This is a genomic window from Dysgonomonas mossii DSM 22836, from assembly GCF_000213575.1.
Lineage (GTDB): Bacteria > Bacteroidota > Bacteroidia > Bacteroidales > Dysgonomonadaceae > Dysgonomonas > Dysgonomonas mossii.
Map to the genome: position 1 here is coordinate 445,713 of NZ_GL892004.1, position 25,946 is coordinate 471,658.

26 protein-coding genes are annotated in these 25,946 nt (G+C 37.7%); 16 read left to right on the forward strand and 10 right to left on the reverse strand.

What is annotated here, in order from left to right; translation table 11 throughout:
* The first annotated feature begins 9 nt into the window (after positions 1–9).
* Together HMPREF9456_RS01805 and HMPREF9456_RS01810 are read left to right on the forward strand one after the other, a co-directional pair.
* Positions 10–669 carry a porin family protein gene (locus tag HMPREF9456_RS01805; RefSeq protein ID WP_006841740.1) on the forward strand — a complete coding sequence of 220 codons (660 nt, stop codon included), beginning with the start codon at positions 10–12 and terminating at the stop codon, positions 667–669.
* Positions 670–683: 14 nt separating this feature from the next.
* Positions 684–1,400 (forward strand): glycosyltransferase family 2 protein, encoded by a 717-nt coding sequence (locus tag HMPREF9456_RS01810; RefSeq protein ID WP_006841741.1) that lies wholly within the window; start codon positions 684–686, stop codon positions 1,398–1,400.
* Between the two features lie 10 nt (positions 1,401–1,410).
* Here the strand turns inward: HMPREF9456_RS01810 and HMPREF9456_RS01815 are convergent, their stop codons facing one another.
* From HMPREF9456_RS01815 to HMPREF9456_RS01835, 5 genes are all read right to left on the reverse strand, one after another.
* A complete protein-coding gene (locus tag HMPREF9456_RS01815) occupies positions 1,411–2,529 on the reverse strand; it encodes a glycosyltransferase (protein WP_006841742.1) in 1,119 nt (372 codons plus the stop codon).
* Positions 2,526–3,563: a glycosyltransferase family 9 protein gene (locus HMPREF9456_RS01820; RefSeq protein WP_006841743.1), complete on the reverse strand. Its 1,038-nt coding sequence runs from the start codon at positions 3,561–3,563 to the stop codon at positions 2,526–2,528. The genes HMPREF9456_RS01815 and HMPREF9456_RS01820 overlap by 4 nt, the downstream gene beginning before the upstream one ends.
* A gap of 21 nt (positions 3,564–3,584) precedes the next feature.
* Positions 3,585–4,196 (reverse strand): DUF4254 domain-containing protein, encoded by a 612-nt coding sequence (locus HMPREF9456_RS01825; RefSeq protein WP_006841744.1) that lies wholly within the window; start codon positions 4,194–4,196, stop codon positions 3,585–3,587.
* 33 nt (positions 4,197–4,229) lie between these two features.
* A complete protein-coding gene (locus HMPREF9456_RS01830) occupies positions 4,230–5,774 on the reverse strand; it encodes a YifB family Mg chelatase-like AAA ATPase (protein ID WP_006841745.1) in 1,545 nt (514 codons plus the stop codon).
* Positions 5,775–5,862: 88 nt separating this feature from the next.
* On the reverse strand, positions 5,863–6,999 hold the full coding sequence (locus HMPREF9456_RS01835) for a redoxin domain-containing protein (protein WP_006841746.1): 1,137 nt from the start codon (positions 6,997–6,999) through the stop codon (positions 5,863–5,865).
* A 330-nt stretch (positions 7,000–7,329) separates the two neighbouring features.
* On the opposite strand from HMPREF9456_RS01835, the gene HMPREF9456_RS01840 reads away from it, so the two are divergent.
* The 6 genes from HMPREF9456_RS01840 (at position 7,330) to HMPREF9456_RS01865 (ending at position 12,398) form a co-directional block, all read left to right on the forward strand.
* Positions 7,330–9,492, forward strand: coding sequence for a S9 family peptidase (locus HMPREF9456_RS01840; protein WP_006841747.1), 2,163 nt, complete (start codon positions 7,330–7,332; stop codon positions 9,490–9,492).
* An 11-nt stretch (positions 9,493–9,503) separates the two neighbouring features.
* Positions 9,504–9,953, forward strand: coding sequence for a GNAT family N-acetyltransferase (locus HMPREF9456_RS01845; protein WP_006841748.1), 450 nt, complete (start codon positions 9,504–9,506; stop codon positions 9,951–9,953).
* Between the two features lie 192 nt (positions 9,954–10,145).
* Positions 10,146–10,508, forward strand: a complete 363-nt coding sequence (gene queD / locus HMPREF9456_RS01850; protein ID WP_006841749.1) for a 6-carboxytetrahydropterin synthase QueD — start codon at positions 10,146–10,148, stop codon at positions 10,506–10,508.
* Positions 10,489–11,070: a 7-carboxy-7-deazaguanine synthase QueE gene (locus HMPREF9456_RS01855; RefSeq protein WP_006841750.1), complete on the forward strand. Its 582-nt coding sequence runs from the start codon at positions 10,489–10,491 to the stop codon at positions 11,068–11,070. The genes queD and HMPREF9456_RS01855 overlap by 20 nt, the downstream gene beginning before the upstream one ends.
* Positions 11,070–11,984, forward strand: a complete 915-nt coding sequence (locus tag HMPREF9456_RS01860; RefSeq protein ID WP_006841751.1) for a ribonuclease Z — start codon at positions 11,070–11,072, stop codon at positions 11,982–11,984. Before HMPREF9456_RS01855 ends, HMPREF9456_RS01860 begins: the two co-directional genes overlap by 1 nt.
* Positions 11,985–12,062: 78 nt before the next feature.
* The gene (locus HMPREF9456_RS01865) at positions 12,063–12,398 is read left to right on the forward strand and encodes a T9SS type A sorting domain-containing protein (RefSeq protein ID WP_006841752.1); all 336 of its coding nucleotides are present in this window, start codon (positions 12,063–12,065) and stop codon (positions 12,396–12,398) included.
* Between the two features lie 59 nt (positions 12,399–12,457).
* Here the strand turns inward: HMPREF9456_RS01865 and HMPREF9456_RS01870 are convergent, their stop codons facing one another.
* Together HMPREF9456_RS01870 and HMPREF9456_RS01875 are read right to left on the reverse strand one after the other, a co-directional pair.
* On the reverse strand, positions 12,458–13,132 hold the full coding sequence (locus HMPREF9456_RS01870; protein ID WP_006841753.1) for a ComEA family DNA-binding protein: 675 nt from the start codon (positions 13,130–13,132) through the stop codon (positions 12,458–12,460).
* A 3-nt stretch (positions 13,133–13,135) separates the two neighbouring features.
* The gene (locus HMPREF9456_RS01875) at positions 13,136–13,735 is read right to left on the reverse strand and encodes a MarC family protein (RefSeq protein WP_006841754.1); all 600 of its coding nucleotides are present in this window, start codon (positions 13,733–13,735) and stop codon (positions 13,136–13,138) included.
* A gap of 146 nt (positions 13,736–13,881) precedes the next feature.
* Here HMPREF9456_RS01875 and HMPREF9456_RS01880 point away from each other — a divergent pair, with 146 nt between their 5' ends.
* The 5 genes from HMPREF9456_RS01880 to ubiE all read left to right on the forward strand — a co-directional run bounded on the left by HMPREF9456_RS01880 (position 13,882) and on the right by ubiE (position 19,375).
* The gene (locus HMPREF9456_RS01880; protein ID WP_006841755.1) at positions 13,882–15,870 is read left to right on the forward strand and encodes an NAD(+) synthase; all 1,989 of its coding nucleotides are present in this window, start codon (positions 13,882–13,884) and stop codon (positions 15,868–15,870) included.
* 234 nt (positions 15,871–16,104) lie between these two features.
* Positions 16,105–16,788 (forward strand): porin family protein, encoded by a 684-nt coding sequence (locus HMPREF9456_RS01885; RefSeq protein WP_006841756.1) that lies wholly within the window; start codon positions 16,105–16,107, stop codon positions 16,786–16,788.
* 283 nt (positions 16,789–17,071) lie between these two features.
* Positions 17,072–18,022 (forward strand): phosphoribosylaminoimidazolesuccinocarboxamide synthase, encoded by a 951-nt coding sequence (locus HMPREF9456_RS01890; RefSeq protein ID WP_006841757.1) that lies wholly within the window; start codon positions 17,072–17,074, stop codon positions 18,020–18,022.
* Positions 18,023–18,028: 6 nt separating this feature from the next.
* Positions 18,029–18,595 carry an ATPase gene (locus tag HMPREF9456_RS01895; protein ID WP_006841758.1) on the forward strand — a complete coding sequence of 189 codons (567 nt, stop codon included), beginning with the start codon at positions 18,029–18,031 and terminating at the stop codon, positions 18,593–18,595.
* A 42-nt stretch (positions 18,596–18,637) separates the two neighbouring features.
* Positions 18,638–19,375: a bifunctional demethylmenaquinone methyltransferase/2-methoxy-6-polyprenyl-1,4-benzoquinol methylase UbiE gene (ubiE, locus tag HMPREF9456_RS01900; RefSeq protein WP_006841759.1), complete on the forward strand. Its 738-nt coding sequence runs from the start codon at positions 18,638–18,640 to the stop codon at positions 19,373–19,375.
* A gap of 8 nt (positions 19,376–19,383) precedes the next feature.
* Here ubiE and HMPREF9456_RS01905 read toward each other — a convergent pair whose 3' ends face one another.
* The gene (locus HMPREF9456_RS01905) at positions 19,384–19,920 is read right to left on the reverse strand and encodes an HD domain-containing protein (RefSeq protein WP_006841760.1); all 537 of its coding nucleotides are present in this window, start codon (positions 19,918–19,920) and stop codon (positions 19,384–19,386) included.
* Positions 19,921–20,133: 213 nt separating this feature from the next.
* On the opposite strand from HMPREF9456_RS01905, the gene HMPREF9456_RS01910 reads away from it, so the two are divergent.
* Positions 20,134–21,282: a hypothetical protein gene (locus HMPREF9456_RS01910; RefSeq protein WP_006841761.1), complete on the forward strand. Its 1,149-nt coding sequence runs from the start codon at positions 20,134–20,136 to the stop codon at positions 21,280–21,282.
* 25 nt (positions 21,283–21,307) lie between these two features.
* Here the strand turns inward: HMPREF9456_RS01910 and HMPREF9456_RS01915 are convergent, their stop codons facing one another.
* Positions 21,308–22,201: a 3-keto-disaccharide hydrolase gene (locus HMPREF9456_RS01915; protein WP_018074683.1), complete on the reverse strand. Its 894-nt coding sequence runs from the start codon at positions 22,199–22,201 to the stop codon at positions 21,308–21,310.
* Between the two features lie 355 nt (positions 22,202–22,556).
* Here HMPREF9456_RS01915 and HMPREF9456_RS01920 point away from each other — a divergent pair, with 355 nt between their 5' ends.
* Both HMPREF9456_RS01920 and HMPREF9456_RS01925 read left to right on the forward strand, forming a co-directional pair.
* Positions 22,557–23,510 (forward strand): NAD(P)H-dependent flavin oxidoreductase, encoded by a 954-nt coding sequence (locus tag HMPREF9456_RS01920; RefSeq protein WP_026176992.1) that lies wholly within the window; start codon positions 22,557–22,559, stop codon positions 23,508–23,510.
* A 178-nt stretch (positions 23,511–23,688) separates the two neighbouring features.
* The gene (locus tag HMPREF9456_RS01925; protein ID WP_006841764.1) at positions 23,689–25,074 is read left to right on the forward strand and encodes an MltF family protein; all 1,386 of its coding nucleotides are present in this window, start codon (positions 23,689–23,691) and stop codon (positions 25,072–25,074) included.
* A 22-nt stretch (positions 25,075–25,096) separates the two neighbouring features.
* Here the strand turns inward: HMPREF9456_RS01925 and folP are convergent, their stop codons facing one another.
* Positions 25,097–25,936: a dihydropteroate synthase gene (gene folP / locus HMPREF9456_RS01930; RefSeq protein WP_006841765.1), complete on the reverse strand. Its 840-nt coding sequence runs from the start codon at positions 25,934–25,936 to the stop codon at positions 25,097–25,099.
* Positions 25,937–25,946: the final 10 nt, after the last annotated feature.

Genomic DNA, 25,946 nt, shown 5'->3' on the forward strand with positions numbered 1-25,946 from the left:
ATTATAATAATGAATGCAATTTACAAAACAACAAGATTATTAGCTGTAATGCTTCTGCTAGCAACAGCCGGAAATGCACAAGATAATGTAGCGATTGTAGGAGTAAGAGCCGGAATAAATCTTTCCGGACAAGATGGAGTGCCAAGGGGTGAACTCGATAGCTATGCTAAATTTGGCTTCAATATAGGTGTGACGGTAGATTTCAGATTATCAGATAAAATATATTTGATAACGGGTATGGAATATACAGTAAAAGGGGCTAAAGGGAAAGAATATATAGAGGCCACATCTGATGCTCCAGGTCATTATTTTATTAATAATGATAAGCCTGCGTATCTGCAAGTACCACTTCATGTTGGCTACCTGTGGCCTATAAACCGGGATTTTCGTCTGATGTTTCATGTCGGACCTTTTATGGCATATGGCTTAGGCGGTAAAACGCATTGGACATACGTTTATGACGATAAAGAATTTAGAAAGAAAGAGGACTTCTTCGGTGTTGGTGTCGGAAAATTTGACTGGGGTTTAGGTGGCGGTGTTAATGCCGAATACGACAGATATGTTTTGGCTATAGGGTATGATCGTGGATTGAGAAATTTTGCACCCGGATACAATGATGGAAAAGCCCGAACAAGAAATATGTATATTTCATTAGGATATTTATTTTAAACGCAAACAAGAATATGAAACTGTCAATAATCATTCCTGCCTACAATGAGGCAAGAATAATTCATTTTATACTCGATAAGGTTCTTGATGTACAGCTAATAAATAATATAGAAAAAGAAATTATTATAGTAAATGACTGCTCCAATGATGATACTATAGAGGTTGTAAAGAGATATATTGCAGGCCACTCGGGGTGTGACATGAAGCTGTTCGAACAACCTGTTAATATGGGGAAAGGAGCGGCATTACACCGAGGGATAAAAGAAGCTACGGGTGATTATCTTATAATTCAGGATGCTGATTTGGAGTATGATCCCCAAGAATATAATATTTTGTTAAAGCCGGTTATTGATGGTTTTGCCGATGTAGTGTATGGTTCTCGTTTTATAGGTGGAAAACCTCATCGGATTTTATTTTTCTGGCACTCTATTGGCAACAAGCTTTTGACATTTGTTTCTAACATGTTTACGAATCTCAACCTTACGGATATGGAGACATGCTACAAATTGTTCAGAACTGATATAGTGAAATCTATTTCTTTGAAAGAGAGACGTTTTGGATTTGAACCCGAAGTGACAGCCAAAATATCAAGGTATCCTAATGTGAGGATATACGAAGTAGGTATTTCTTACTATGGGCGAACTTATGAAGAAGGTAAAAAGATAGGTTGGCGAGACGGTATGAGAGCTTTTGTCTGTATGTTAAAATATGGATTGTTAAGAATGAACTAGATGGGCGTGGTTACAACCCGGATAAAGAAGATTCGGTAAATTGGATGAAGCTTTTCCATGATAATCGTTTCTTTTCTTCTTCAATTTTTTCCTTATAGATAGAGATCTTTTTTTTATCCGAAAAGAATTCCAATATAGCTTCGGCGATGTCTGTATTGGTTGCAGTTGGTGCTACAACTCCAATTTGGGCATCTTTTACACTATTCCCTAGTTCTCCCACATTCGTGGCTATTATAGGAAGTTTCATCTGTATTGCAATAGCAGTAACTCCGCTTTGTGTCGCAGATCGATATGGTAATACTAAAACATCTGCAGCCGAGAAAAAAGTAGCGACCATATTATCCGGAATATATTGCTCAAATACTCTTATATTGTCCTTTAATCGAGACTGTTCGATAAGTTTGTTATACTTCTCAAAATCGCCATAGCTCTCCCCTGATATGATGAGCTGGAAGCTCTCATCAAGCTTATCCATAGCTTCTATGAGTAAATCCAAGCCTTTATATTCTCGTATGAGACCAAAAAATAAAAGGTTCTTTTTGTCTCTTCTTATTCCCAATTTATCGCAAGCTCGCTCTTTTTCTATTGTTTCGCCATAATTATCATATATTGGATGCGGATGTAAAAAAATATTAGCCCCTTTGCACAGAGATAATACATCCTTCCTTACTGTTTCACTTAATACGATAAAAGCATCACATCTATCAAAAAATAATTTTGTCAACGGTTTATCTATAAATCGTTTTTCGTGAGGAATCGCATTATGTACAAGTGCCACTATTTTTATCTGCTTGTTTAGCAGCAGGCAAACAGAGCTGTAGGCAGGCACCATAAATGACATCCAATAGGAGATAATGAGTATGTCGGGCTTGTATTTATTTATTTCTTTTGCTGTTTTTATATAGCTGATAGGGTTTATGCTGTTCAGTGTACGACGGCTTTCTATATCGGAATATTCATTGTCTGGGACATACTGGCTTTTTCCCGGAAATAGAAAATTAGGGTATAATGTTTTAAATGAAAATGCCTTCACCTCATTATTTCCCGATAGCCCTCTGTAGAGCAATTCGCTAAATTGGGCAATTCCTCCTCTGTAGGGGAAAAATGGTGAAAGGATCGCTATTTTCATACTTGTTTTTTATTCAGTTCTTGGTGAATACGAGATACGACCATATCTTCCGAGATTCTCTCTAAGCAAGCATAATCTTCTCGTTGGCAGGGTAGGTCTCCATATACCGAGCAGGGTCTACATTTAATATCTATTTGGATCGCATTGTCTAAGTCCTGATTGAACCCATAAAATCCCAATGATGGATGTGTTGCACCCCAGATTGAGATTACAGGAACCTGAACAAGAGATGCCAGATGCATATTTGCAGAATCCATTGAGAGCATTACATCTAGATATGATATAAGCATAAGCTCTCTTTCCAGATTTAATTTCCCCATTGTATTTACTGTATTTGGAAACATTTTAGCCCATTTAGACAGAACTCTATCTTCTTCTTTCCCTGCGCCGAACAGAAATATAGTAATATTGTCGTCTTTGGATAGTTTCTCAATCACTTTTTCCATTTTTTCTAAAGGGTATATTTTGCCCTTATGCTTAGAAAAAGGAGCAATTCCGACCCATTTTCCGGTTTTTTCGGTAGCTATAGCCCTTAAGCTGGAAAAGTCTTTTGGTATAAACTGTAGTATATTCGTAAAAATCATGGGAGCAGGAAATCCCAAATCGTCAAATACTTTTTGATATCGTTCGATAGTACTTTTTAAAGGGGGCTGTAGGTTTTTATGGGCAATCATTTCTCTTTTCTCTTTACGCCCTTTGTCTATATAAGCCATTTTGCGCCCTGTCATTTTCATAAAGAAACGGATGACTTTAGATCTCAGAACGTCATGCTCATCGGCCACATGCGAAAAGCCAAGGGTTAAAACCCTCCTGATGATTCTAAACAGCCCTACTATGCCTTTGTGTCTGCCCGTTACGTCTACCGGAATAACATTAATGTTGAAGCCTAAGTTTTCGAATAGAGGGGCAAAAGCTTTACGCGTCATTACCGAAAAGCGGTCTTGAGGGTACTTTGCTGCAACAGAAAAAATGACAGGTACAAGAATTGCAACATCCCCAAACGAGGAAGTGCGGATTACTAATACTTTAGCCATAATTGCAAAATTAGTGTTAGGTTATTTTGATTCTTTTCCATATAAAACAGGATTAAGAGCAGGGTCGTTATACATTTTCATTTGTTTGTATACTTTCATATACTTGTTTCCTGCTTCTATGTCCTCTAATAATTCTTCAATAGCTGTAGATAAATCTTCACGCTGGGCCAACAGTATGTCTAATTTCTTAGAAACCTGTTCGTGATGATTTGCATCAGAATCTTTTCTGTCTACCTCTTGCTGCATGTGATATATTTTGAGAGCAAGTATCGACAAACGGTCGATAGCCCATGCCGGACTTTCTGTATTGATGCGGGCATTTGGTTGTATTTCTATATTTCTATATTTATCAAGAAAATAGCTGTCGATTAATTCAACTAAGTCGGTTCTTTCCTGATTCGACTTATCTATTCTTCTTTTTATTTTTAGAGCCTCTGTTGGGTTTATTTCAGGGTCGCGAATAATGTCTTCCAGATGCCATTGAACAGTATCAATCCAATTTTTGAGGTACAGAAAATACTCGATAGTTTTTTCTTCAAACGGGTTGTTTATTGGAGTATCAACATGATCTGCCTTATGGTAATCATTTATTACTTGTACAAAAATGGAATTACTTAATTCGGTAAAAGTCATGATCTAGATTTTTAGTATTACTTATTTATTAATTTATTTTTTACTCGCCCACGTTTCCCTATCCAAATTTCGGTAATTTATTGCTTCTGCCAAATGTTTTGAATGAATTTTTTCAGAATTATCCAGATCCGCAATGGTTCGAGACACTTTTAGTATCCGGTCGTATGCTCTTGCTGATAAATTGAATCGATCCATTGCTGTTTTTAATAATTGCAATCCCTCGTTATCGGGTGAAGCATATTTAGCCAGCATTTTCGGTGTCATCTGAGCATTGCAGTAGATACCTTCTTCATTCTCGAAGCGTTTACTTTGGTGTTCTCTTGCAACAATTACCCGCTCTCGAATGAGGTTACTTGCTTCAGCAGGGGTTTTATCCGATATTTTTTCAAATGGAACAGGTACTATTTCTATATGAATATCTACCCGGTCGAGTAATGGCCCCGATATCTTATTCAGGTACTTTTGTACTGCTCCATTGGGGCAAACACATTCTTTTTCGGGATGATTGTAGTACCCGCATGGACACGGATTCATCGAAGAAATCAGCATAAAGCTTGCAGGATACTCCACTGTAAACCTTGAGCGAGATATGGTTATTCTTCTATCTTCGAGCGGTTGTCTCATTACTTCGAGCACACTTCTGCTAAACTCGGGCAATTCGTCAAGAAATAATACTCCGTTGTGAGCCAGACTTATTTCTCCCGGTTGAGGGTATGTTCCTCCTCCAACCAAAGCCACATCAGAAATTGTATGATGCGGACTGCGGAACGGGCGTTGAGCCATCAGTGCTGTTTCTGTCCCTATCTTTCCGGCTACGCTGTGTATCTTTGTTGTTTCAAGGGCTTCATGCAAAGTGAATGGGGGTAGGATGGAAGGCATCCGTTTAGCCATCATCGATTTTCCTGCACCGGGAGGGCCGATGATAATGAGATTGTGACCTCCTGCTGCGGCAACTTCCAGTGCTCGCTTTACGTTTTCTTGTCCTTTTACGTCCGAGAAGTCGAAATCGAACAGTTGTTGGGCATTATAGAATTCGGTACGCGTGTCCACAACTGTTTTTTCCAGATCGTGGTTTCCATTAAAGAAGTTTACTACCTCTTTGATGTTATCTACACCGTATACCTCAAGATTGTTTACAACGGCTGCCTCCCTTGCATTCTTATTGGGTAGTATAATTCCTTTGAATCCCATTGTTCGAGCCATTATGGCTATCGGTAAAACCCCTTTAATGGGGAGTATGCTGCCATCGAGAGAAAGTTCTCCCATTATTATATATTCCTCAAGTTTATCAGGCTTCACACTCTCTGATGCCGCTAATATACCGATGGCTAAAGGCAGGTCGTAAGCTGTGCCTTCCTTGCGTATATCGGCAGGAGACATGTTTATGACGACTTGTTGTCTTGGAAATTTGTATCCGTTTACTTGCAAGGCCGAAATGATTCGTTCATGGCTTTCCTTAACTGACGCATCAGGTAGTCCGACCAGCATGAACTTAATCCCCTTCGAGCAGTTAACTTCTATGGTGATAAGTGTAGCCTCTATTCCTTGAACAGCAGCTCCAAAAATTTTGACTAACATCTATTATATTGTATATAGTAGTAAAGCTGTACTTTTATTAATACTACACAAATATAAGGAAAAAAAAGGAATCTCTAAGTGTTAAGACTTATTTGCCGGAATCAACCAGCTCATTCATCTTTTTTATTAAAGTGGTAACGGGGAAATCTCTATCGGTTATATTACCCGAAGGTGATATAAGTACATTGTATGGTATTTCGCGTATATAATAAGTATCGAATTCCTTTGCAGACCATCCGCCTTTTACGGGTATAATAGTCCATTTTACAGAATCTGTGAAGTTTTTTGATATAGGTTCATCTTCTATATCTTTGATAATAGATATGAATTCGATATTCTTTTTCTGTTTCTTCAATTCATTATACACCTTTACGGCATCCTTTTTTTCTAACTTGCATACTTCACAAGTTGTAGAGGCAAATGTTAATAGTACATATTTCCCTTTAAAGTCGGACATCTGTACATTTTTTCCATTTACATCTTTCAGGTTAAAAACGGGTGCTATTGCTCCGATCGATGATCTTTTTACTTTATCTCTGAATTGTTTTAGATCAGCAGTTAGTTGGAAGTCAACCGCTTTTCCTTTTAGTAAAGCGAGGTTTTCATCGAGGCGGGGAATAGATGATTCGTCTTTGAAAAATGTGTTGATTAACATCACGCTTGCTATCTTCTCTGGATTTGTTTTTATATAGTTAGCCGCAATGTTCGATAATTCGAAGTTTATATTCTTTAATTCTACTACGTAGTCTTTAACTTTCAGGGTATCGTTGTTGTCTGAATTTTTTCTGTCGGCAGCAATCAAAATGTCTGCCCGATTTTTTAGCAAATCTTTGTTTTGATTCTTAAATGTTGTGAGGTCGTTATTCACATCTCCGCCTTTCACGTTTATCAAGTCGGGGTATAATGCATCTCCTTTTAGTTCTACATCCCATCCTTTGTTTACAAGTATATAGGTGCTTTTTGTATTCTGATTGAAATAAAGGGACATTTCTGTAAGCGTGTCAACCGCTCCTTTGAACGAAAATTCTCCTTTTGCATTTATCGGAATTGTATCTATAACAACGGAGTCGCCTACTTCATGAGACATTAGGAAATAATTCCCTGTGAGATTTTCCAGTTTTCCCGATATCTCATATTTCGATGTCGCTTTTTTGTCACAGGATATCATTACTGTAGCACAAAGTGTAACGATTCCTATGTAGCGTAATACATTATAGATAGACATTCTTCCTGATTTTGTTAAGTTATATATCTTCTTCCCCTTGATATTTTGAACGTGTAAAGATACTATTTATTATTTAAACGTTTAAAAAAATAAAATTGTTCTAAAAAAAACTAATTTAAGCAAGGCTGATGAACTTGTTTATTCCTATTAAAATAGATTCTGACTGAAAAAGAGTTGTTTATATTCAGAATATTTGATATTTAACCCTTGATCTTTTTCTTGTTATTGTATTTTCTTTCCCTTGTCCGGTATACTATTATATGCTCTTTGTAAGAAACGAAAACATTTAAAATCATTATCTTTGCTCGTAAAAAAACAAATAGATATTGTATGAAATCATTCGGTTCTCTTTTTTTCCTTCTTATAAGCATATTGTTTCCTATGAAATCTTATAGTCAAGAAATTCCTTTATCTCTCGAAGACCTTATTCCGGGAGGTAAAACGTACAGCAAGTATCGTGCCGAAATGCCTCGCCGGGTAAGTTGGGCTGGTGATAAACTTACCTACGTTAAGGGAGATTCTATTATGATAGCACCTAATACGGAAAAGGAAACAGCTCAGGTTTTACTTACAGTTAAGGATATTAATGCCAATAGTGGTTTGGGCGAAGGAGAGAGCGTTAAGAGTTTAACTTACGTGCAGTTTGTTTCTCCAGAGTCAAACAATTTGATGATCGTTTCTCCTGAAAAGATCTATTTGTATGATTTTGTAAATAAGAAGCTGTCTGGAACTTTTTCTTCTACAGAAAAAATGGAGAATCACGACCTGTCAGATAAAAGTAACAATTTGGCATACACCCTAGAAAATAATCTTTTTGTACAAACTCCTGACGGGAAAAAATATGATGTCACAAGCGATACTGACAAGGGTATTGTAAACGGACAATCTGTCCATAGAAATGAGTTCGGAATAAATAAAGGTACTTTTTGGTCTCCTAAAGGGAACCTTCTGGCTTTTTACCGTATGGACGAAACAATGGTGACAGATTATCCTTTGGTCGATATCTCGACTCGTATTGCTCAACTGAAAAATATAAAATATCCGATGGCCGGGATGAAAAGCCATCATGTCACAGTCGGCGTTTTTAATCCCGCAACTCACGAAACAGTGTTTCTTAAAACAGGCACACCGAAAGAAAAATATCTGACAAATATATCTTGGAGTCCCGATGAAAAGAGTGTTTATATCGCAGAAGTAAATAGAGGTCAGGATACATGTGTGCTAAGAAGCTACGACGCTTTGACGGGAAAACTGCAGACGACATTATTTACAGAGACTCATCCGAAATATGTAGAACCTGAAAATCCTGTTCTGTTTTTGAAAAATGATCCGAATAAATTTATTTGGCAAAGTGAACGTGATGGGCACAATCATTTGTATCTGTACGATACTAGCGGGAAGTTGCTAAAGCAAATCACTACAGGAAATTGGGATGTCACTTCTGTACTCGGATTTGACGAAAAAGGAGAAGCTATATTCTACGTATCCACCGAAGAAAGCCCGATAGAAAGGCATATTTATAAGCTCAATCTGAAAACCGGAAAGAGAGAGAAGCTGTCGAAAGAAGAAGGTGTGCACAATGCCATGCTGAGTGCTACGGGAAAATATGTATGTGATATTTATACTTCACAGAACAATCCGGGTAAAGCAGGCGTTACGGAGACAAAAACAAATAAAACCTATATCTTTCATACAGCTAAGAACCCTTACAAGAATGTGGAGTTGCCTGAAATTACGTTAGGATCGTTGAAAGCAAACGATAATAGTACCGATTTGTACTATCGCATTGTTAAGCCTCTGAACTTCGATCCGAACAAAAAATACCCTGTAATAGTTTATGTCTATGGAGGTCCGCATTCGCAATTGGTAGATAACTCATGGCTGGGGCAAGCAAGAGGTTGGGATGTGTATATGGCCGAAAAGGGATATATTGTTTTTACAATCGATAACAGAGGGACAAGCTATAGAGGGATAGATTTTGAGAACATCACACATCGCAGACTTGGTGTTATAGAGACTCAGGATCAGATGGCAGGTGTTGAATATTTGAAATCTTTGCCTTATGTAGATGCTGACAGGATAGGCGTTCATGGCTGGAGTTTTGGCGGTTTTATGACTCTCAATCTGATGCTTCGTCATCCCGAGACTTTCAAGGTAGGTGTAGCCGGAGGACCTGTTACCGACTGGAAGTATTACGAGGTGATGTACGGCGAACGATATATGGATAGTCCACAGGAAAATCCTGAAGGATATAAAGAAACAAGCATGGTGGCAGGTGCAGGAGATTTGAAAGGACGCTTGATGCTTATACATGGAGACGAAGACCCGACAGTAGTGATGCAACAAAGCCTGCAATTCCTAAATTCTGCAATAAAGAAAGGAACGCATCCCGACTTCTTCATCTATCCGGGGCATGGTCATAATATGATAGGGTGTGACAGAGTGCATCTGCATGAACATATAACTCGCTATTTTGATGATTTTTTAAAATAACAGATGCATCGATGACAATAATCAGAACTGATTCGTCCAATAAAGATTTTATCGAGCTTATACAAGATCTCGATGTGGAATTAGATGTAATGGATAAGGAGGCTCATACGATATGCAGTCAGTATAACGGTGTGGAGGCTATAAAGAATGTCGTTCTTGCTTATTCGGAAGGAATAGTTGTCGGGTGTGGAGCAATCAAAAAATATTCGGATGATACGATGGAAGTAAAACGAATGTTTGTAAGACCCGAGTGCCGTGGCAAAAGGATTGCCTCAAATGTATTGAAGGAATTAGAAGCTTGGACTTTAGAGTTGGGGTATTCAAAGTGTATTCTCGAAACCAGCTGCAAGCTCTCCGATGCGATAAGACTTTATGAGAGAAGCGGCTATGTGCAAATACCTAATTATGATCAATATGAAAATATTGAGACTAGTCGATGTTTTTGCAAAAAGCTGAAATAAATATACCGAAGAGAGATTAACTCAAATAGATACATTTCTTTCGAATAATTATCTATTAATAGATGTGTGGATATGAGGAGAGCCTCTTGAAAGGTTATTTGTAGTTTTGATAAAAAAGGTAACAAATGAAATCAACGAAAAAGGTGTTACTTTTGTCACCTTTTAGTATTTAATAAATTTAGAATAAGGTACATGTACAAAATAAGTAAACAGTTCTCTTTTTCAGCCTCGCATATTCTTGAGGGACTCCCTCAGGAGCATCCTTGTTCCCGATTACACGGACATAACTATGTTATTACCGTGCATTTGAAGTCAAAGGAATTGAATGAAGTAGGTTTTATAAAGGATTATAGAGAACTAGACAGTGTAAAGAAATATATTGACGAGAAACTCGACCATAGGCACTTGAATGATGTTATGTCTTTTAATCCTACGGCAGAAAATATTGCCCGATATCTATATGATACATTTGTGGCGGATATCCCGGAGTTATACGCTGTAGAAGTTTCTGAAACACCAAAAACAACCGCAATATATGAAGCTGATAGTAAATGAGATATTCTACTCCTTGCAGGGAGAGGGAGGACGTAGTGGAGAGGCTTCTATATTTATAAGGCTTACAAAGTGTAACCTCGCTTGCAGCTTTTGTGATACAGACTTTGCCGACGGTGATGTGATGACTATAGATGAAATACTGGAAGAGATAAAACAGTATCCTTGTAAGTGGATTATATGGACAGGTGGAGAACCGACTATTCAGCTTAAGGATGAATATCTTGCTGTTTTCAGAAAGCACGGCTATAAACAAGCAATAGAGACAAATGGTACACGCCTTGTGCCATCGTTGATCGATTATATTACATGTAGCCCCAAGCAAGATTATGAAACGATAAAAAGCAGGATTCCTGTAGTAAACGAAATAAGGATTCCAGTTAAAGTAGGAGATACAATTCCTGATGCTTCCATTTTTCCAAAGGCGGACAATTATTTCTTAAGTCCGATTTTTGATGGGGACAAGATCAACTTGGAGAATGTGGATTATTGCGTAGAACAAATAAAGTTGAACTCACAGTGGAAGCTGAGCTTGCAAATTCATAAGCTTATACATATCGAATAATGGAGAAGTTTGAACTCGACATACTGGGTTGTGGATCGGCTACTCCAACGACTCTGCATAATCCTTCATCACAAGTATTGAATATAAGGGACAAGCTCTTTATGATAGATTGCGGGGAGGGTACGCAGTTGCAATTTCGAAGAAGTAAGTTGCGGTTTGGAAGGCTTAATAGTATTTTTATATCTCATCTGCATGGCGATCATTGCTTTGGTCTTATCGGGCTGATCTCTACATTAGGGCTGCTTGGGCGTACAGGAGATATTACGATATATTCCGTAGCGGGACTGGAAGAAATTTTGCGACCTGAGATTGATTTCTTTTGTAAGGATAATCCTTTCCAGGTGAAGATAGAAACATTCGACCCTAAAAAGAGTGAAGTAATATATGATGATCGTTCTGTTTCGGTGACTACAATTCCTCTGAAGCATCGTGTCCCATGTGCCGGATTTCTTTTTCGGGAGAAACAAAAGGAGGCGCACTTGATTCCTGAGATGATAAAGTTTCATAATATCCCGATTCGGGATTTGGCTAATATAAAGAAGGGCGCTGATTTTATAACAGAAGAGGGCAAGGTTATTCCTAACTCGCACCTGACAACTCCTTCCGAGCCTGCACGTTCGTATGTTTATTGTTCGGATACTGCCTACAATGAAAAGATAGTACCTATTATAGAGGGGGTTGACTTGCTTTATCATGAGGCTACCTTTGTAGACGAAGATGCTGCAAGAGCGAAGGCCACAGGGCACTCTACTGCTTCTCAGGCTGCACAGATAGCAAAGCTGGCAAATGTAAAAAAAATGATGATTGGTCATTTCTCGGCACGATACCCTGATAATCAGATTTTGCTGGATGAAGCAAGGAAAGTTTTTCCGAATACAATTCTTGCTAACGAAGGGTTACGTGAAAAATTGTAAAAACAAGGTTTTTTTTATTCTATTTTATTCTTTTATAAGCTTTAATATTTATATTTGTGTTTGTTAGGAGTATGATTCATGACAGGAATTAGAAAAATATTATTCATTGCGTTGTTTGCGGGACTCTCTTTATCAGCCAATTCGGCTAGATCGGAGTTTCCTTCAGACCCATTTCGTACTGTGGGCGAGCAGCAAGATAATACGATGACTTTGGAGGTTGTAATCAATGGTATCTCTAAAGTAACAATGGAAAATGTTCCAACGACCGGCTATCTTGAAGTTTATAGTATATTGGGTGTGAAGGTAAGAAGCTTAAACCTTACAACATATTTGGGGGTGTGCAATATTGAAATTCCTAAAGGCATATATATATTGAAGGCCGGAAAGGTTGCCCAAAAAGTAATAGTGAAATAGGTTTTGACTTGTTATATTTTTTTAGTGGAGGCAGTAAGATTTCTTACTGTTTTTTTATTTTAATCAAAAGACAAATACGGGGTTAGCCTTTTTGTGTCGCTATCTGTAAACTCTTCGAGCAAAGACAATCTATCCATAGACTCTATTTTGCCTTTTCGCTCTCGTATATCTATGATGATTTTGGCTCGTTTGTATTTGATATATGGGTGTTTATTCAATTCTTCAAAAGAGGCTGTGTTGACTTTTATCTTTTCAGTGTTGGGAACGACTTTCAGATAGGGTATTATTTTGTTGAATAAATCATCATCCATCCCCCACACTTCCTTCAGCTGATTCAGATTGTTGTATCCACCCAGTAGATTGCGGTATTTCACGATCCTATTAGAGAAGGCACTTCCTATGCCGGGTATCTTTTTTAGATCAGTAGTGTCGGAACTGTTTATCTCTATTGTTTCACCTGTTTTTAACTTCTCCTGATGAGGATACGCTGTGTAATGTGTGTCGTCTTTCTGTATCTGATTTTTTTCTGGATAGGAGGTTGTTGAATCCCTGTCTTTTAGCTTTTCTATAAATGTATGAAATTCTTTTTCAGATTCTGGACAGATTGTTTTATCACTCTCTTTCTCAATGGAAACGAGAATGTATATTCCACCGGAGATGACGATAAGAACCAGTAATAATATGATCGCTATCCTATCTCCCTTTTGGATATATAGATAATCCTTCCAGCTCATGTGTTATTTACCGCTGAGGCTTTCTATCAGGGTATTTATGTTTGAGGTAAACAGGCTTACTGATATTGCCATTACAATAACTCCAAAGAATTTACGCAAAACATATACACCTCCTAATCCCAGCAACTTTTCTACTACTTTCAGATACCTGAGTACAAGAAATACGATTATCATGTTAAGAAATAGGGCAATAATTATATTCGATACGTCATAATCTGCACGCATGGATAGCAGTACTGTAAATGTTCCCGGACCGGCTATTAATGGGAATACAATAGGGACAAGAGTCTTTGATCCTCCCGGTGCATCATTCTTAAATATTTCGACTCCAAATATCATTTCTATAGAGATAATAAATATGACTAATGCTCCTGCAACGGCAAAAGATGATACTTCTACATTGAACATGTTGAGTACCCATTTCCCCACAAATAAGAAAGCTGTCATTATTATAAAAGAGTAGATAGCAGCCTGTAGCGGGTTTATGTCTCTGCCTTCTCCTTTGAAACTAAGAAAGATCGGAATTGAGCCGGATACGTCGATTAGTACGAAAAGTACAACAAATGCGCTCAGAATTTGCGTTATGTCAATATTAAAGTCCATAGTATTTGCTTTTTAGGATTACACAAAGATAAATAATTTTTGATGCATCAAAAAAGTTAAAGAGAAAATAGTATGCCGGCTAAATATGTTTTATAATAAGTGATTAATAAAAAACTTTTGTATGTTTGTAAAAATATAATATTTGTATGAATAACCACGGATTTGTAAGGGTGGCAGCAGCTTCTCCGGCTTTGAAAGTTGCAGACTGCGATTACAACACTGACGAAATCATAAAACTCATAAATAAGGCTGAAGGAGATAACATTTCGGCAATAGTTTTCCCTGAACTATCCATTACCGCATATACTTGCGGAGACCTCTTTCTACAAAGCTTGTTGCTCGAAGAAGCCTTGAAATCACTCAATCGTATCTGTGATGCTACCCGCAATCTGTCTATTGTGGCGTTAGTGGGACTGCCTATTGCTGTATCCAATCGACTTTATAATATGGCGGTAGTAGTTAGTGGCGGGCGTGTTATGGGTGCTGTTCCTAAAACGTTCTTACCGAACTACAATGAGTTTTACGAAAAACGATGGTTTTCATCATCCGAAGAATTAAAAGAAAAAACAATTACCTTATGTAACCGTTCTGTTCCTGTGGGGGTTGATCTTGTCTTTAAAACGGAGTTGTTTAATTTCTCAATTGACGTGTGTGAAGATTTATGGACTCCAATACCGCCATCAAGTATCTCTTGCCTCAATGGCGCAGAGGTGATTTTTAATCTTTCGGCGAGTAACGAGACCACAGGTAAGCATCTTTATAGAAAATCTCTCGTTAGCCAACAATCGGCACGTTGCATTTCCGGATATGTATATGCTGCATCGGGTAACGGGGAGTCTACTACCGATATAATATTTGCCGGGAGTAGTATGATTGCAGAAAATGGTTCGATTTTGGCTGAAGGAGAACGTTTTTCGTTCGATAGTAAAGTTACTGTTGCAGATATAGATATTGACCGGTTACGCATTGATCGGTTGAAGAATAAATCATTTTCTTTATCCGAATATGCAGCTATAAAAGGGATTGAATTTAGAGATGTTTTTGTGTCTAAAAACCTTATTTCAAAATCTATTTCAGATAAATTGGGTAAGGATAAAAAAGCAAATATAAAAAAATATGGATTGAGGCGATTTGTATCTCCTACACCTTTTGTCCCGACAAATGATGGGACGCTGAATGAACGTTGTGAGGAAATATTCTCAATACAAGTTAGCGGCCTAGCCAAAAGGATGCTGCATACCAAGATTCAAAAGGCAGTAATTGGTGTTTCAGGAGGTCTTGATTCTACATTGGCATTGCTTGTTTTAGCCAAAACATTTGACAGACTGAATATACCTCGAGAGAATATAATCGGTATCACAATGCCGGGTTTTGGGACTACTGATCGTACTTATACGAATGCAATTAAGTTGATGCAGTCGTTAGGAACAACGATTAAAGAGATATCTATAAAAGATGCCGTGATTCAGCATTTCAAAGATATTGAGCACGATGTAAATACCCATGACATAACTTACGAAAACTCTCAGGCTCGTGAGCGAACCCAAATACTGATGGATTATGCGAATAAAGTGAATGGGCTTGTGATCGGAACGGGAGACCTCTCGGAATTGGCATTAGGATGGTGCACCTATAACGGAGATCACATGTCGATGTATGCAGTGAATACGGGTATTCCGAAGACACTTGTGCGTACTTTAGTGGGATGGATTGCTGATACACATATGGATGAGGTGTCTAAAGCTGTGCTTCTTGATGTAATGGACACTCCTGTTAGCCCCGAACTGCTTCCTATGGATGAAAACGGAGAGATCTTGCAAAAGACAGAAGATGTGGTAGGGCCATATATCTTGCATGACTTCTTCTTATATTACGTATTGAGATTTGGGTTTCCCCCTTCAAAAATATATTTTCTTGCTAAGCATGCTTTTGCAGAACAATATACTACTGAGGAGATATTGAAATGGCTTAGAACATTCTTTTGGCGGTTTTTTTCTCAACAGTTTAAGCGTTCGTGTCTGCCTGATGGTCCGAAAGTAGGATCTGTAAACTTGTCTCCACGAGGTGACTGGCGAATGCCGAGTGATGCATCTGTGGCTTTGTGGATGAAAGAATTGGAAACATTAGAGCCATAGTTTATTATATTTAAAGACAATTATTTACTTTACAAAAAAGATATTTATATTATTTGAGTTATTGAAAAGACTAGCATGATCTTTTGCATATAATGTAAGATTTACGATATTACAAAACACACATTTCGTAAAAGCTATTGGATATACAGATAAATAAACTGAGGTTTATTTAATTCATAGTACCTAAACATGTCTCGATCTATCTGATCGGAACTTTATAATCAGAAAAACTATATGACTACGACAAGACTTTTTACAACAATCTTTCTATTCTTTTATTTTACTTCTTTGTTTGCTCAGGATGAGCCTCCTTTCCGATTTGGGATAAGAGGGGGAGGAAACCTATATAGTGGCGTACTGAATGTTGCACCGAATATTAGTAAAAAATTACATGCCGGCTATCAACTTGGATTCACTGCCGAATATGAATTCAGAGACAACGCTTATCTGCAAACAGAAGTCAGCTTTATAACAAAAGGGGTGGTATATAAAAGCGCCGAAACTTTAGGAAATGGAGTAAAACAATGGAAGCAGGATTTTACTCTTAAATACATACAGATTCCTTTTCTGATTGCCTATAAACTTGAAATAGAAGATAATCTTAGTTTATATTTTCATGGCGGACCTTATTTCGCCTACGGCATAGGAGGTAAAACAAGGCTAAAGATAACTCATAAGCAAGCCGAAGGTGAAGATGTTGAGACTAGCCAAGATTCATTTGGAGAAAATGGATTTAAAAAATTAGACATTGGCATAAGGTTTGGTTCAGGACTTGAATTTGAGAAATACACTATAGGGTTTGATTTTGAATATGGTTTCACAAATATCAGCCGTAAAGACACTAAATTGAGTTCTCTTCTCAATGATAGAGGATTTAAAAATAAGGGAGTATGTTTATTGTTAGGGTATAAGTTCTGAAAATTTCGAGCGTAAGAATATAAATTTGAAGCAAGAAAAAACGATAAATTGAAATTTTATTAAATCTTACAAAAAGTCTCTTATTCTTTATTTTGCCATTGTTTTTTTAACATAGTTCTATTACCTTTGGAGAGAGTAATCCTAAAATTGTTTGTCGTTGATAAACAAAGGGATAAAGATATTCTAATAAAAAGATAAGAATATAAAGAAATAAATATACTCAGGAAAATGAACGGCTTTGGCGTTTATATGTTATAAACATGGAAATTAAAAATTAAATCAAATGAAGAGTACTCTAGTTAATACCAATTTCCATTTTAATGGGCAAACAAATGTCTATCATGGAAAAGTAAGGGATGTATATTCTGTAGGTAACGACCTATTAGTGATGATTGCGACAGACCGTATTTCGGCTTTTGATGTTGTGTTACCAAAAGGTATACCATACAAAGGACAAGTGCTGAATCAAATTGCTGCGAAATTTCTGGATGCCACAGCCGATATTGTTCCTAACTGGAAATTAGCAACACCAGACCCTATGGTAACAACAGGGTTGCGTTGCGAGCCGTATAAGGTAGAAATGGTAATTCGTGGTTATCTGACCGGTAGTGCTTGGCGTGAATATAAAGCAGGCGCAAGAACTCTTTGTGGAGTGTCTCTTCCTGAGGGGATGAAAGAGAATCAAAAGTTTCCTACACCGATCATTACTCCTACAACAAAGGCGGATGAAGGTCATGATGAAAATATATCTAAAGAAGAGATAATTGCACAAGGATTAGTTAGTAGAGAGGAATACGAACAGCTTGAAAAATATACTTATGCACTCTTCCAACGCGGTACAGAAATGGCTGCACAGAAAAACCTGATTCTTGTAGATACAAAGTATGAATTCGGTAAAAAAGATGGAAAGATTTATTTGATAGATGAAATTCATACACCAGACTCATCTCGCTATTTCTACACTGATACTTATCAGGATTTGTTTGAAAAGGGAGAAGAACAGCGACAACTATCTAAAGAGTTTGTTCGCAAATGGTTAATGGATAATGGATTCCAAGGCAAAGAAGGACAGACTGTTCCGGAAATGACAGAGGAATATTGCAATAGTGTATCAGAACGTTATATCGAACTATACGAGAAGATAGTCGGAGAACCATTTATAAAAGCCGATGTAAGTAATGTTTCGGAACGTATCGAAGAAAACATTAGCAGATATCTAAAAAAGAGAGGATAGAAACGGATGCCAAATCTCTATATTATAGCTGGCTGTAATGGTGCGGGAAAAACAACCGCATCATACGCCATGTTTCCTGAAATGCTCGACTGTAAAGAGTTTATCAACGCCGATGAAATAGCCAAAGGATTGTCTCCATTTCAGCCGGAGAAAGTCGCTATTGAAGCCGGTCGTATCATGCTTATGCGCATGAATGAAATGATGCGTCTTCAGGAAGACTTTGCTATAGAGACCACATTGGCGACCAAGTCGTATGTCAACTTTATTAGGCGGGCACAAGCCGAGGGCTATTTTGTAACACTTATATATTTTTGGCTCGAATCGCCAGAATTAGCGATAAAAAGGGTAGAGCAGCGCGTGCGTTTTGGAGGGCATCATGTTCCTGATGATGTTGTGGTAAGACGCTACTTTGCTGGAATGCGGAATCTATTTTCGCTATTTATTCCTATCTCCGATTATTGGCTTTTGGTTGATAACTCAACCGATCCATTCAGAATTATTGCAGAGGGAAACAGAACTAAAATACAGGAAATTCAAGATGAAGATACTTTCTTCTATCTCAAGAATGCGTGATCTTCAACTGAAGTCTACTTCAATTATATTCCATAAAAGATAATGAGCTATAAAGCCGAAAAAGTAGTACCCTATTCCTCTACTGAGAATAAGGGAGCACAGGTAGAACGGATGTTCGACTCCATCGCCGAAAACTATGATACCCTAAACCATACAATGTCCATGGGCATAGATATAGGTTGGCGTAAGAAGGGTTTGTCTATGCTTAAAAAGAATAACCCTCAACATATATTGGATATCGCCACCGGTACCGGAGACCTTGCTATACAGGCTTATGATATATTATCTCCTCAGCATATTCTGGGAATCGACATATCTGAAGGCATGATGAATGTTGGGCGTCAAAAAGTAGCAAAGGCGGGTTTGTCTGATAAAATAAGTTTCGAGAAGCAAGACTGCATGGCGTTGAGTATTGAAGATAATTCCTTTGATGCGGCCATTGTAGCTTTTGGTGTTCGTAACTTCGAAGATTTAGACAAGGGATTAAAAGAGATTCTACGAGTTCTTAAGCCGGGAGGGCAATTGATGATTCTAGAACTTAGCACTCCTCAGCATTTCCCCATGAAGCAGGCATATTGGTTGTATTCGAGATTATTTATACCTACAGTTGGGCGATTGATATCAAAAGATAAAACAGCCTACTCTTATTTGCCAAAATCAATTGAAGCTTTTATTCAGGGAAAAGATATGACAGAGACTCTATTGAAAAATGGTTTCCGAAAAGCAATATACAAGACTTATACGCTTGGTGTTTGCTCTATGTATTTGGCTGAAAAATAATCTGTCTTTTATAAAAAAGCAAGACTCCATTCATCAAATATTTTAACGGAGTTTGTACCATGCTTTTCTAGGCCTTTTCTTATTTTATCTATTGACTTTTCTACTCCCAGATTTGTCTTTGAATAAAAACAATCGGCAAAACATATAATCTTTTCCTCAATACTTATCGGTTGCATATCGCGATGCGGTAGAGGCAGGTTCTCTGCTTTTATTTCTTCGAGAGAAATGCCCACGCCTGTATGTCTTTCACAAACCAATGCATGGCGATGATATCCTTGGGCATCCAATAACTCACGTCCCAAATATCCATGACACACATAAGGAGCTATTCCATTACACTCGATAGAAGGAGCGTTGGTAAGGAAAATACCTATATCATGAAGCATGGCAGCTTCCTTTATAAATTGGAGATCGGCATTTAACTCCGGGTGTTTCTTTGCGATTTCCAGAGCTTTGTTCATTACCTCTTTGCTGTGTCTGATCAGTATCTTGTATAGATCAGAATCTTTCTTATAATATTTTTCTATAATAGCGATGACGTCCATGACATATAAATGTTTATTGAGTACGAATTGTGTAAATTTGTAACATGTCTTATATTCAATATTAGAAACAGTCAATATCAAAAAAAGTTTTGTAATTTAGTAACAATAAAAATAGCCTCATGTCAATTGAGGAGATATAGAAAATGAGATGAGTAAACAATCCTCGAATAGGATTGTTTACATGCTGAGAATAAACAATAAAATAACATAAATATGTCAGATAGTGGCAATAATGAATGTCCTCTTTGTGGTAAAGATACACAAGATGATGAAATGTTCTGTCGAGATTGTCAGGAAATTGCACAAAATTCTTATCCTGCTGGTTTGTTGTCGGCAGATGAGGAGGCAGTAATATCTCCTGAGCTTGATGAAGAAGCCAACAAAGACGAAGTAAGTAATTCTGATGATATCTTAGAGGAAGATGAGACTTCACCTTCAACACAGGAAAATGATCAGGATACATTTTTCCGTAAAAATAAGAAGTTATTAATATTCTTCTTTGTAGGGCTCATTATCTTCATGATAGTAGGGGTGATAGGTGGCTACTTGCGTCAACAGAATTTGAATACGTTGGCAACTGAAACTGCATATTGGAACAAATGTATTGAAGAAAACACGCCTTTGGGATATTCTAAATACTTGGTAAAATACCCTGAAGGAAAATACAGTGAGGAGGCCTATCAAAAGATTGTAGAACTACGTGACAATGAACGAAAAGCTTGGGAAAAGCTCAGAAGTTCGAATGATATAGATGCCCTGTTTGCTTTCCTCAAAGATCATCCTGAAACACCTTATCTAAAAGATATTCGGCATGTGATAGATTCGTTGAGTTGGATTGGAGCTCAAGCTCAAAACTCGGCAGATGTTTATTTAGCTTATCTGGAAAATTCAAAACTCGGACGGATTGATGGAGAGTACGTTGCCTTGGCTCAGGAACGTTACGACTATCTTAGCCAGCTGAAAACGCTCGAAGGAAAAGATCTGGATGAAGTGAAGAAAACCTTGACAGATTTCTTTACTGCTATGTCTACTGTTAATAGTAAGGGAATGCAAAAGTTATCAGTAGATACCTTAAGCCAATTCTATACCTCAAAAGACCTATTGAGCAAGCATATTGCAGATTCATTGACAGTAGGACGTAAAGCAGATAAAATACGCAGTGTGCTTTACACTCCTGTTACAGACTCCATAGAAGCTATTCTTGACAACAAAGGCGTCTGTTTTATAACATTGCCTGTGAAGAAGGAGGTAACTTATTCAGATAGGAAAAAGAAGAAAGATCTTAGTCAGTCTACTCTCAGCATAGAGCTTAATAATAAGAAATTGCAGGCTATCTATAAAAAGTCTAAAGCTACAAAATAAAGATAGCTTCCTTTCCTTCTTATTATCAATTAAAATACTGCTGATATTCTGTCGGCAGTTCTTTTATCTTTTTGATCTCAATGTCTTTATAGAATACCTCTCCGGCTTCGCTCTGTAATTGTATTTTGCCTTCTACTAATGGCTTTGTTTCACCATTCTTCAGGCAGCGAAGGTTGGATAATGCCATTACTACATTGCCGTTTACAATATGTAAACTTTTGCCTTCGTAGCATATAAGCTCGATGTCGTTCCACTCATCTTTGGGTTTCTCTATTGTGCCTTTTGCTGCGCAGTAGTAGCCGTGAGGAGAGTTAACCCCGATTGGGATTAAAGAGGCTGAATTGTCGAATACGACTCTCGATGAATCCTTTCTGGCACGCACATCCATCTGAGTTTGTCCGATACACCAATAGTCTCCGCTGCTGCCCTCAGTGCCGGTCTGTATTAGTTGAAATTCATGGCTTGTCATCCATGTTCTCCAATAGTCGGCACCACACTCTCCGATGGAATGGTACAGTATTCCCGAGTCCAAAGACTTATTTAGTCTTGGCTCCCATTTTTTGTTTCCCCATTTCATTTTTAGGCGGAGATGATAATTTCTATAACTCTCTTTCGTAAAAACACATCCGTAAACTTCCCCGCTAACCTTTAATATTGGTTCGTCACCGTCCTGTATTACGGTGAATACATTTTTATGGTTATTGTTATATCCTATCGGTTTGATTGTGTCTCCGTTTGTATCTAATGGAACACTGCCGTTGTAGTTGTCTTTCATCTCATAACTCAGATACATATCCCATTGTGACAAATCTTTATCAAGCAGAGATGTCCACCCGGTCTCTTTTTGTTCTTTAGATCCGCATGAGATAAATAGAACGACTAACAATAAACAGCTTAATTTTGATAATATGTTTTTCATAAATAGAAAGATAATGTATTGAATGATTGACTGTTCAAATATATGGAATTAATTCGTTTGTTTTTTGAAAGTTCTACATATTCTGCTCAACAGATTCTAACAATAAAGCAAAAGGTGACAAAAGTGACACTTTTTAGACCTTTATTTATTGTCACTTTCTGGATATATTCTGCTCTTTATCCTTGCTTGTCATATATACGAACGAAGTGCTTCCCCTATTATAAGATAATTTATTTACATAAAAGTGCGTTGTAATCTTATATTCAACAAAAAGAGTGAGCTTTAGTCTTTGGATTATACTTCCATTTTCAATATTTTCCTAAATTTGCAATACGTAACAAATTGAATGAAAAGAATGAATAATAGAATTACATCTTTATTTGGTATAAAATATCCGATTATATCAGGAGGTATGGTTTGGTGCAGTGGTTGGCGTTTGGCTTCGGCAGTCAGTAATGCCGGAGGACTTGGGCTTATAGGAGCCGGGTCTATGCATCCCGAAACATTGCGCGAGCATATACAAAAATGTAAGGCAGCTACAGATAAACCTTTTGGTGTAAATGTGCCATTAATGTATCCTGAGATAGAAAAGATTATGGATATTATTATATCCGAAGGGGTAAAGATTGTATTTACATCGGCAGGTAATCCTAAGCTTTGGACTAAAAAGCTTCAAGATAATGGAATAAAAGTAGCACATGTTATTTCCAGCTCTAAATTCGCATTAAAATGTGAAGAGGCAGGGGTAGATGTTGTAGTAGCCGAAGGGTTCGAAGCCGGAGGACATAACGGGCGTGAAGAGACTACCACGATGGTGCTGATTCCGCAAGTAAGAAAAAGTATATCGATTCCGCTTATTGCAGCGGGAGGTATAGGAACGGGGAGTGCTATGTTGGCTGCTTTTGCATTAGGGGCGGAAGGTATTCAGATGGGTACTCGGTTTGCTCTTACACAGGAGAGTTCGGCTTCTAAGGAGTTTAAGGAATTGTGTATAAATCTTAAAGAAGGAGATACTATTCTATCATTGAAAAAACTTAGTCCTACGCGACTAATAAAGAACGATTTTTACAATATAGTACAGGAAGCAGAAGACAGGGGAGCAACAGTAGAAGAAATGCGTGGAATCTTAGGACGTGGACGTGCTAAGAAAGGAATTTTTGAAGGAGACCTTTCGGAAGGCGAACTTGAGATAGGACAAGTCAGCTCACTGATTGAAGACCTTCCTACAGCCGCAGATGTAGTAAATAGTGTAATTGACGAATATAATGCGAAAGTTGAAAATATGATTTCGCAGGATATGAAATTTTGATAATAAAAAATAAGAATTGATACGGAGGTTTTCATGAAATAGGAAGCCTTCGTTTCTATCCGTTCAGTGCTTCTTAAACAGGAGAGCTACAGAATATAAACAGATACGAAGATAGCCTGATCTTATTTTTATAATAAGATTAATTATATATAATACCTAAATCTCAACTGATAAAAACATGAGAAAATTCTGTTGTATATATGTACTGATAGTTCTTTGTCTCTTGTCGGCCTGTAAAAAGAAAGAACAGAAGACTCCCTATGATTTTGAGCAGATCAAACAAAAGAAGGAACTGACCATTATTACGCTCAACACCTCTACATCTTACTTTATATACAAAGAAGAGCCTATGGGGTATGATTACGACCTCGCTCAGGATTTCTGCGATCATTATGGGCTGACATTGAAAGTAAAGGTAGCGGAGAATACAACTAAGCTTGTGGAGATGCTGAATAATGGTGAAGGCGACCTCATTGCCTATGCTGTACCTATACAGACAGGGCTTAAAGATTCTATCCTATATTGCGGACTCCAACAAATAACCCATCAGGTATTAATCCAACAGGCAAATAAGGGAGATACTATCATAAAAGATGTAACGGGCTTGATCGGCAAAGAGGTCTATGTGGAAGACAACACAAAATATTATCAACGCTTGCTAAATCTGAATTCCGAACTGGGAGGAGGTATCAACATTCATCCTGTAAATGAGGATACGATTACTAGTGAAGACCTCATCGAAATGGTATCTCAAGGAAAGATAAAATATACAATCTGTGATGAATATATAGCCAAGTTGAACAAAACATATTATCGGAATATAGATATATCGCTTCAGATCAGTTTCGATCAACGGTCATCATGGGCTGTACGGAAAGATTCTCCCCAGTTGGCAAAAGCATTAAATGAATGGTTCCAGCAGAATGGGAATACTCCTGTTTATAAGGGAATTATTAAAAAATACTTCGAGCTGAGTAAGCAGACTTTTGAGGGGGAATACGAAATCCCGAAGAATCTACCTAAAGGCGCAATTTCCATCTACGACGAACTGTTTAAAAAGCACGCTAAAGGCACAAAGTACGATTGGCGTTTTTTGGCAGCGATATGCTATCATGAGTCTCGCTTTCAGAATAATCTCACCTCATGGGCGGGAGCAGCCGGAATAATGGGATTGATGCCACGCACAGCAGCGTCTCTTGGTCTGAAAAGTGAAGATCGCATGAACCCCGATTTAAGTATAGGTGCTGCCGTAGAGCTACTCGACAGGCTAGACAAAATATTTGCTAAAGTAAGTAGCATAGAGGAGCGGGAGAAATTCTTGCTTGCAGCTTATAATGGAGGAAATGGACATATAAATGATGCGCAGGCCTTGGCTCAAAAATATGGAGCTAACCCTTATATATGGGAAGGAAATGTGAAGAAGTATCTTGAACTAAAAGGAAATCCCGAATATTATAACGATCCTGTATGTAAAAGTGGATACTTCAGAGCCGGACAAACGACACGTTACGTAAACGATGTTTTGAAAACAATGGAACGCTTCAAAAGAATTAGTCCCAAATAATAAAATGAGAAAAGGGTATTTGCTATAAGCTGTACCCTTTTAATTTTTCTGTAATTTTTACTGCTTCTACCGCTTCTTTTACATCGTGCACACGTAAGATGTCAGCTCCGTTCTGTAGGGCAAAAGTGTTCAGGATGGATGTCCCATTGAGGCTTTCTTCTGCTGTTGAATCTATTAAATTGTAGATCATTTTCTTTCTGGAAATGCCCACAAGTAAAGGAAGCTCAAAAATAGAGAAGCCTTTCAATGAAGCCATCAACTCATAATTCTGGTCGATAGTTTTACTGAATCCAAAACCCGGATCTATTATAATATCGTTTACGCCTTTGAGGTGTAGCTCGGCTATCTTTTTAGAGAAGTAGTAAAAAATATCTTGAACAAGATTGTTGTAATCTGTCAATTGGCTCATCGTCTGAGGTGTGCCACGCATGTGCATAAGGATATAAGGGACATTGAGCGAGGCAACGGTGTCGAACATATTTTTGTCCATTTCACCTCCCGATATATCATTTATAATGTCAACACCATGTTCTTCTACACAAAAACGAGCGACGTCGCTATAGAATGTGTCAACCGAGAGAATAGCGTCGGGGAATTCCTTATTTATAATATTCAATACCGGTTTTAGGCGTTCTATCTCTTCTTTTGATGATAATAATGTAGACGAAGGACGTGTAGATTGTGCTCCTATATCCACAATTTTACCTCCTTGTGCTAATATTTCTGCTACACGGGTAACGATTTCCTGTTCTCCCTGTTTGCGACTCTCTGCAAAAAATGAATCAGGAGTAATATTCAATATTCCCATCACAATAGGTTGCGACAGTTCTAGTAATTCTCCTTTTATATTAATTGTTTTCATACAATTCTCC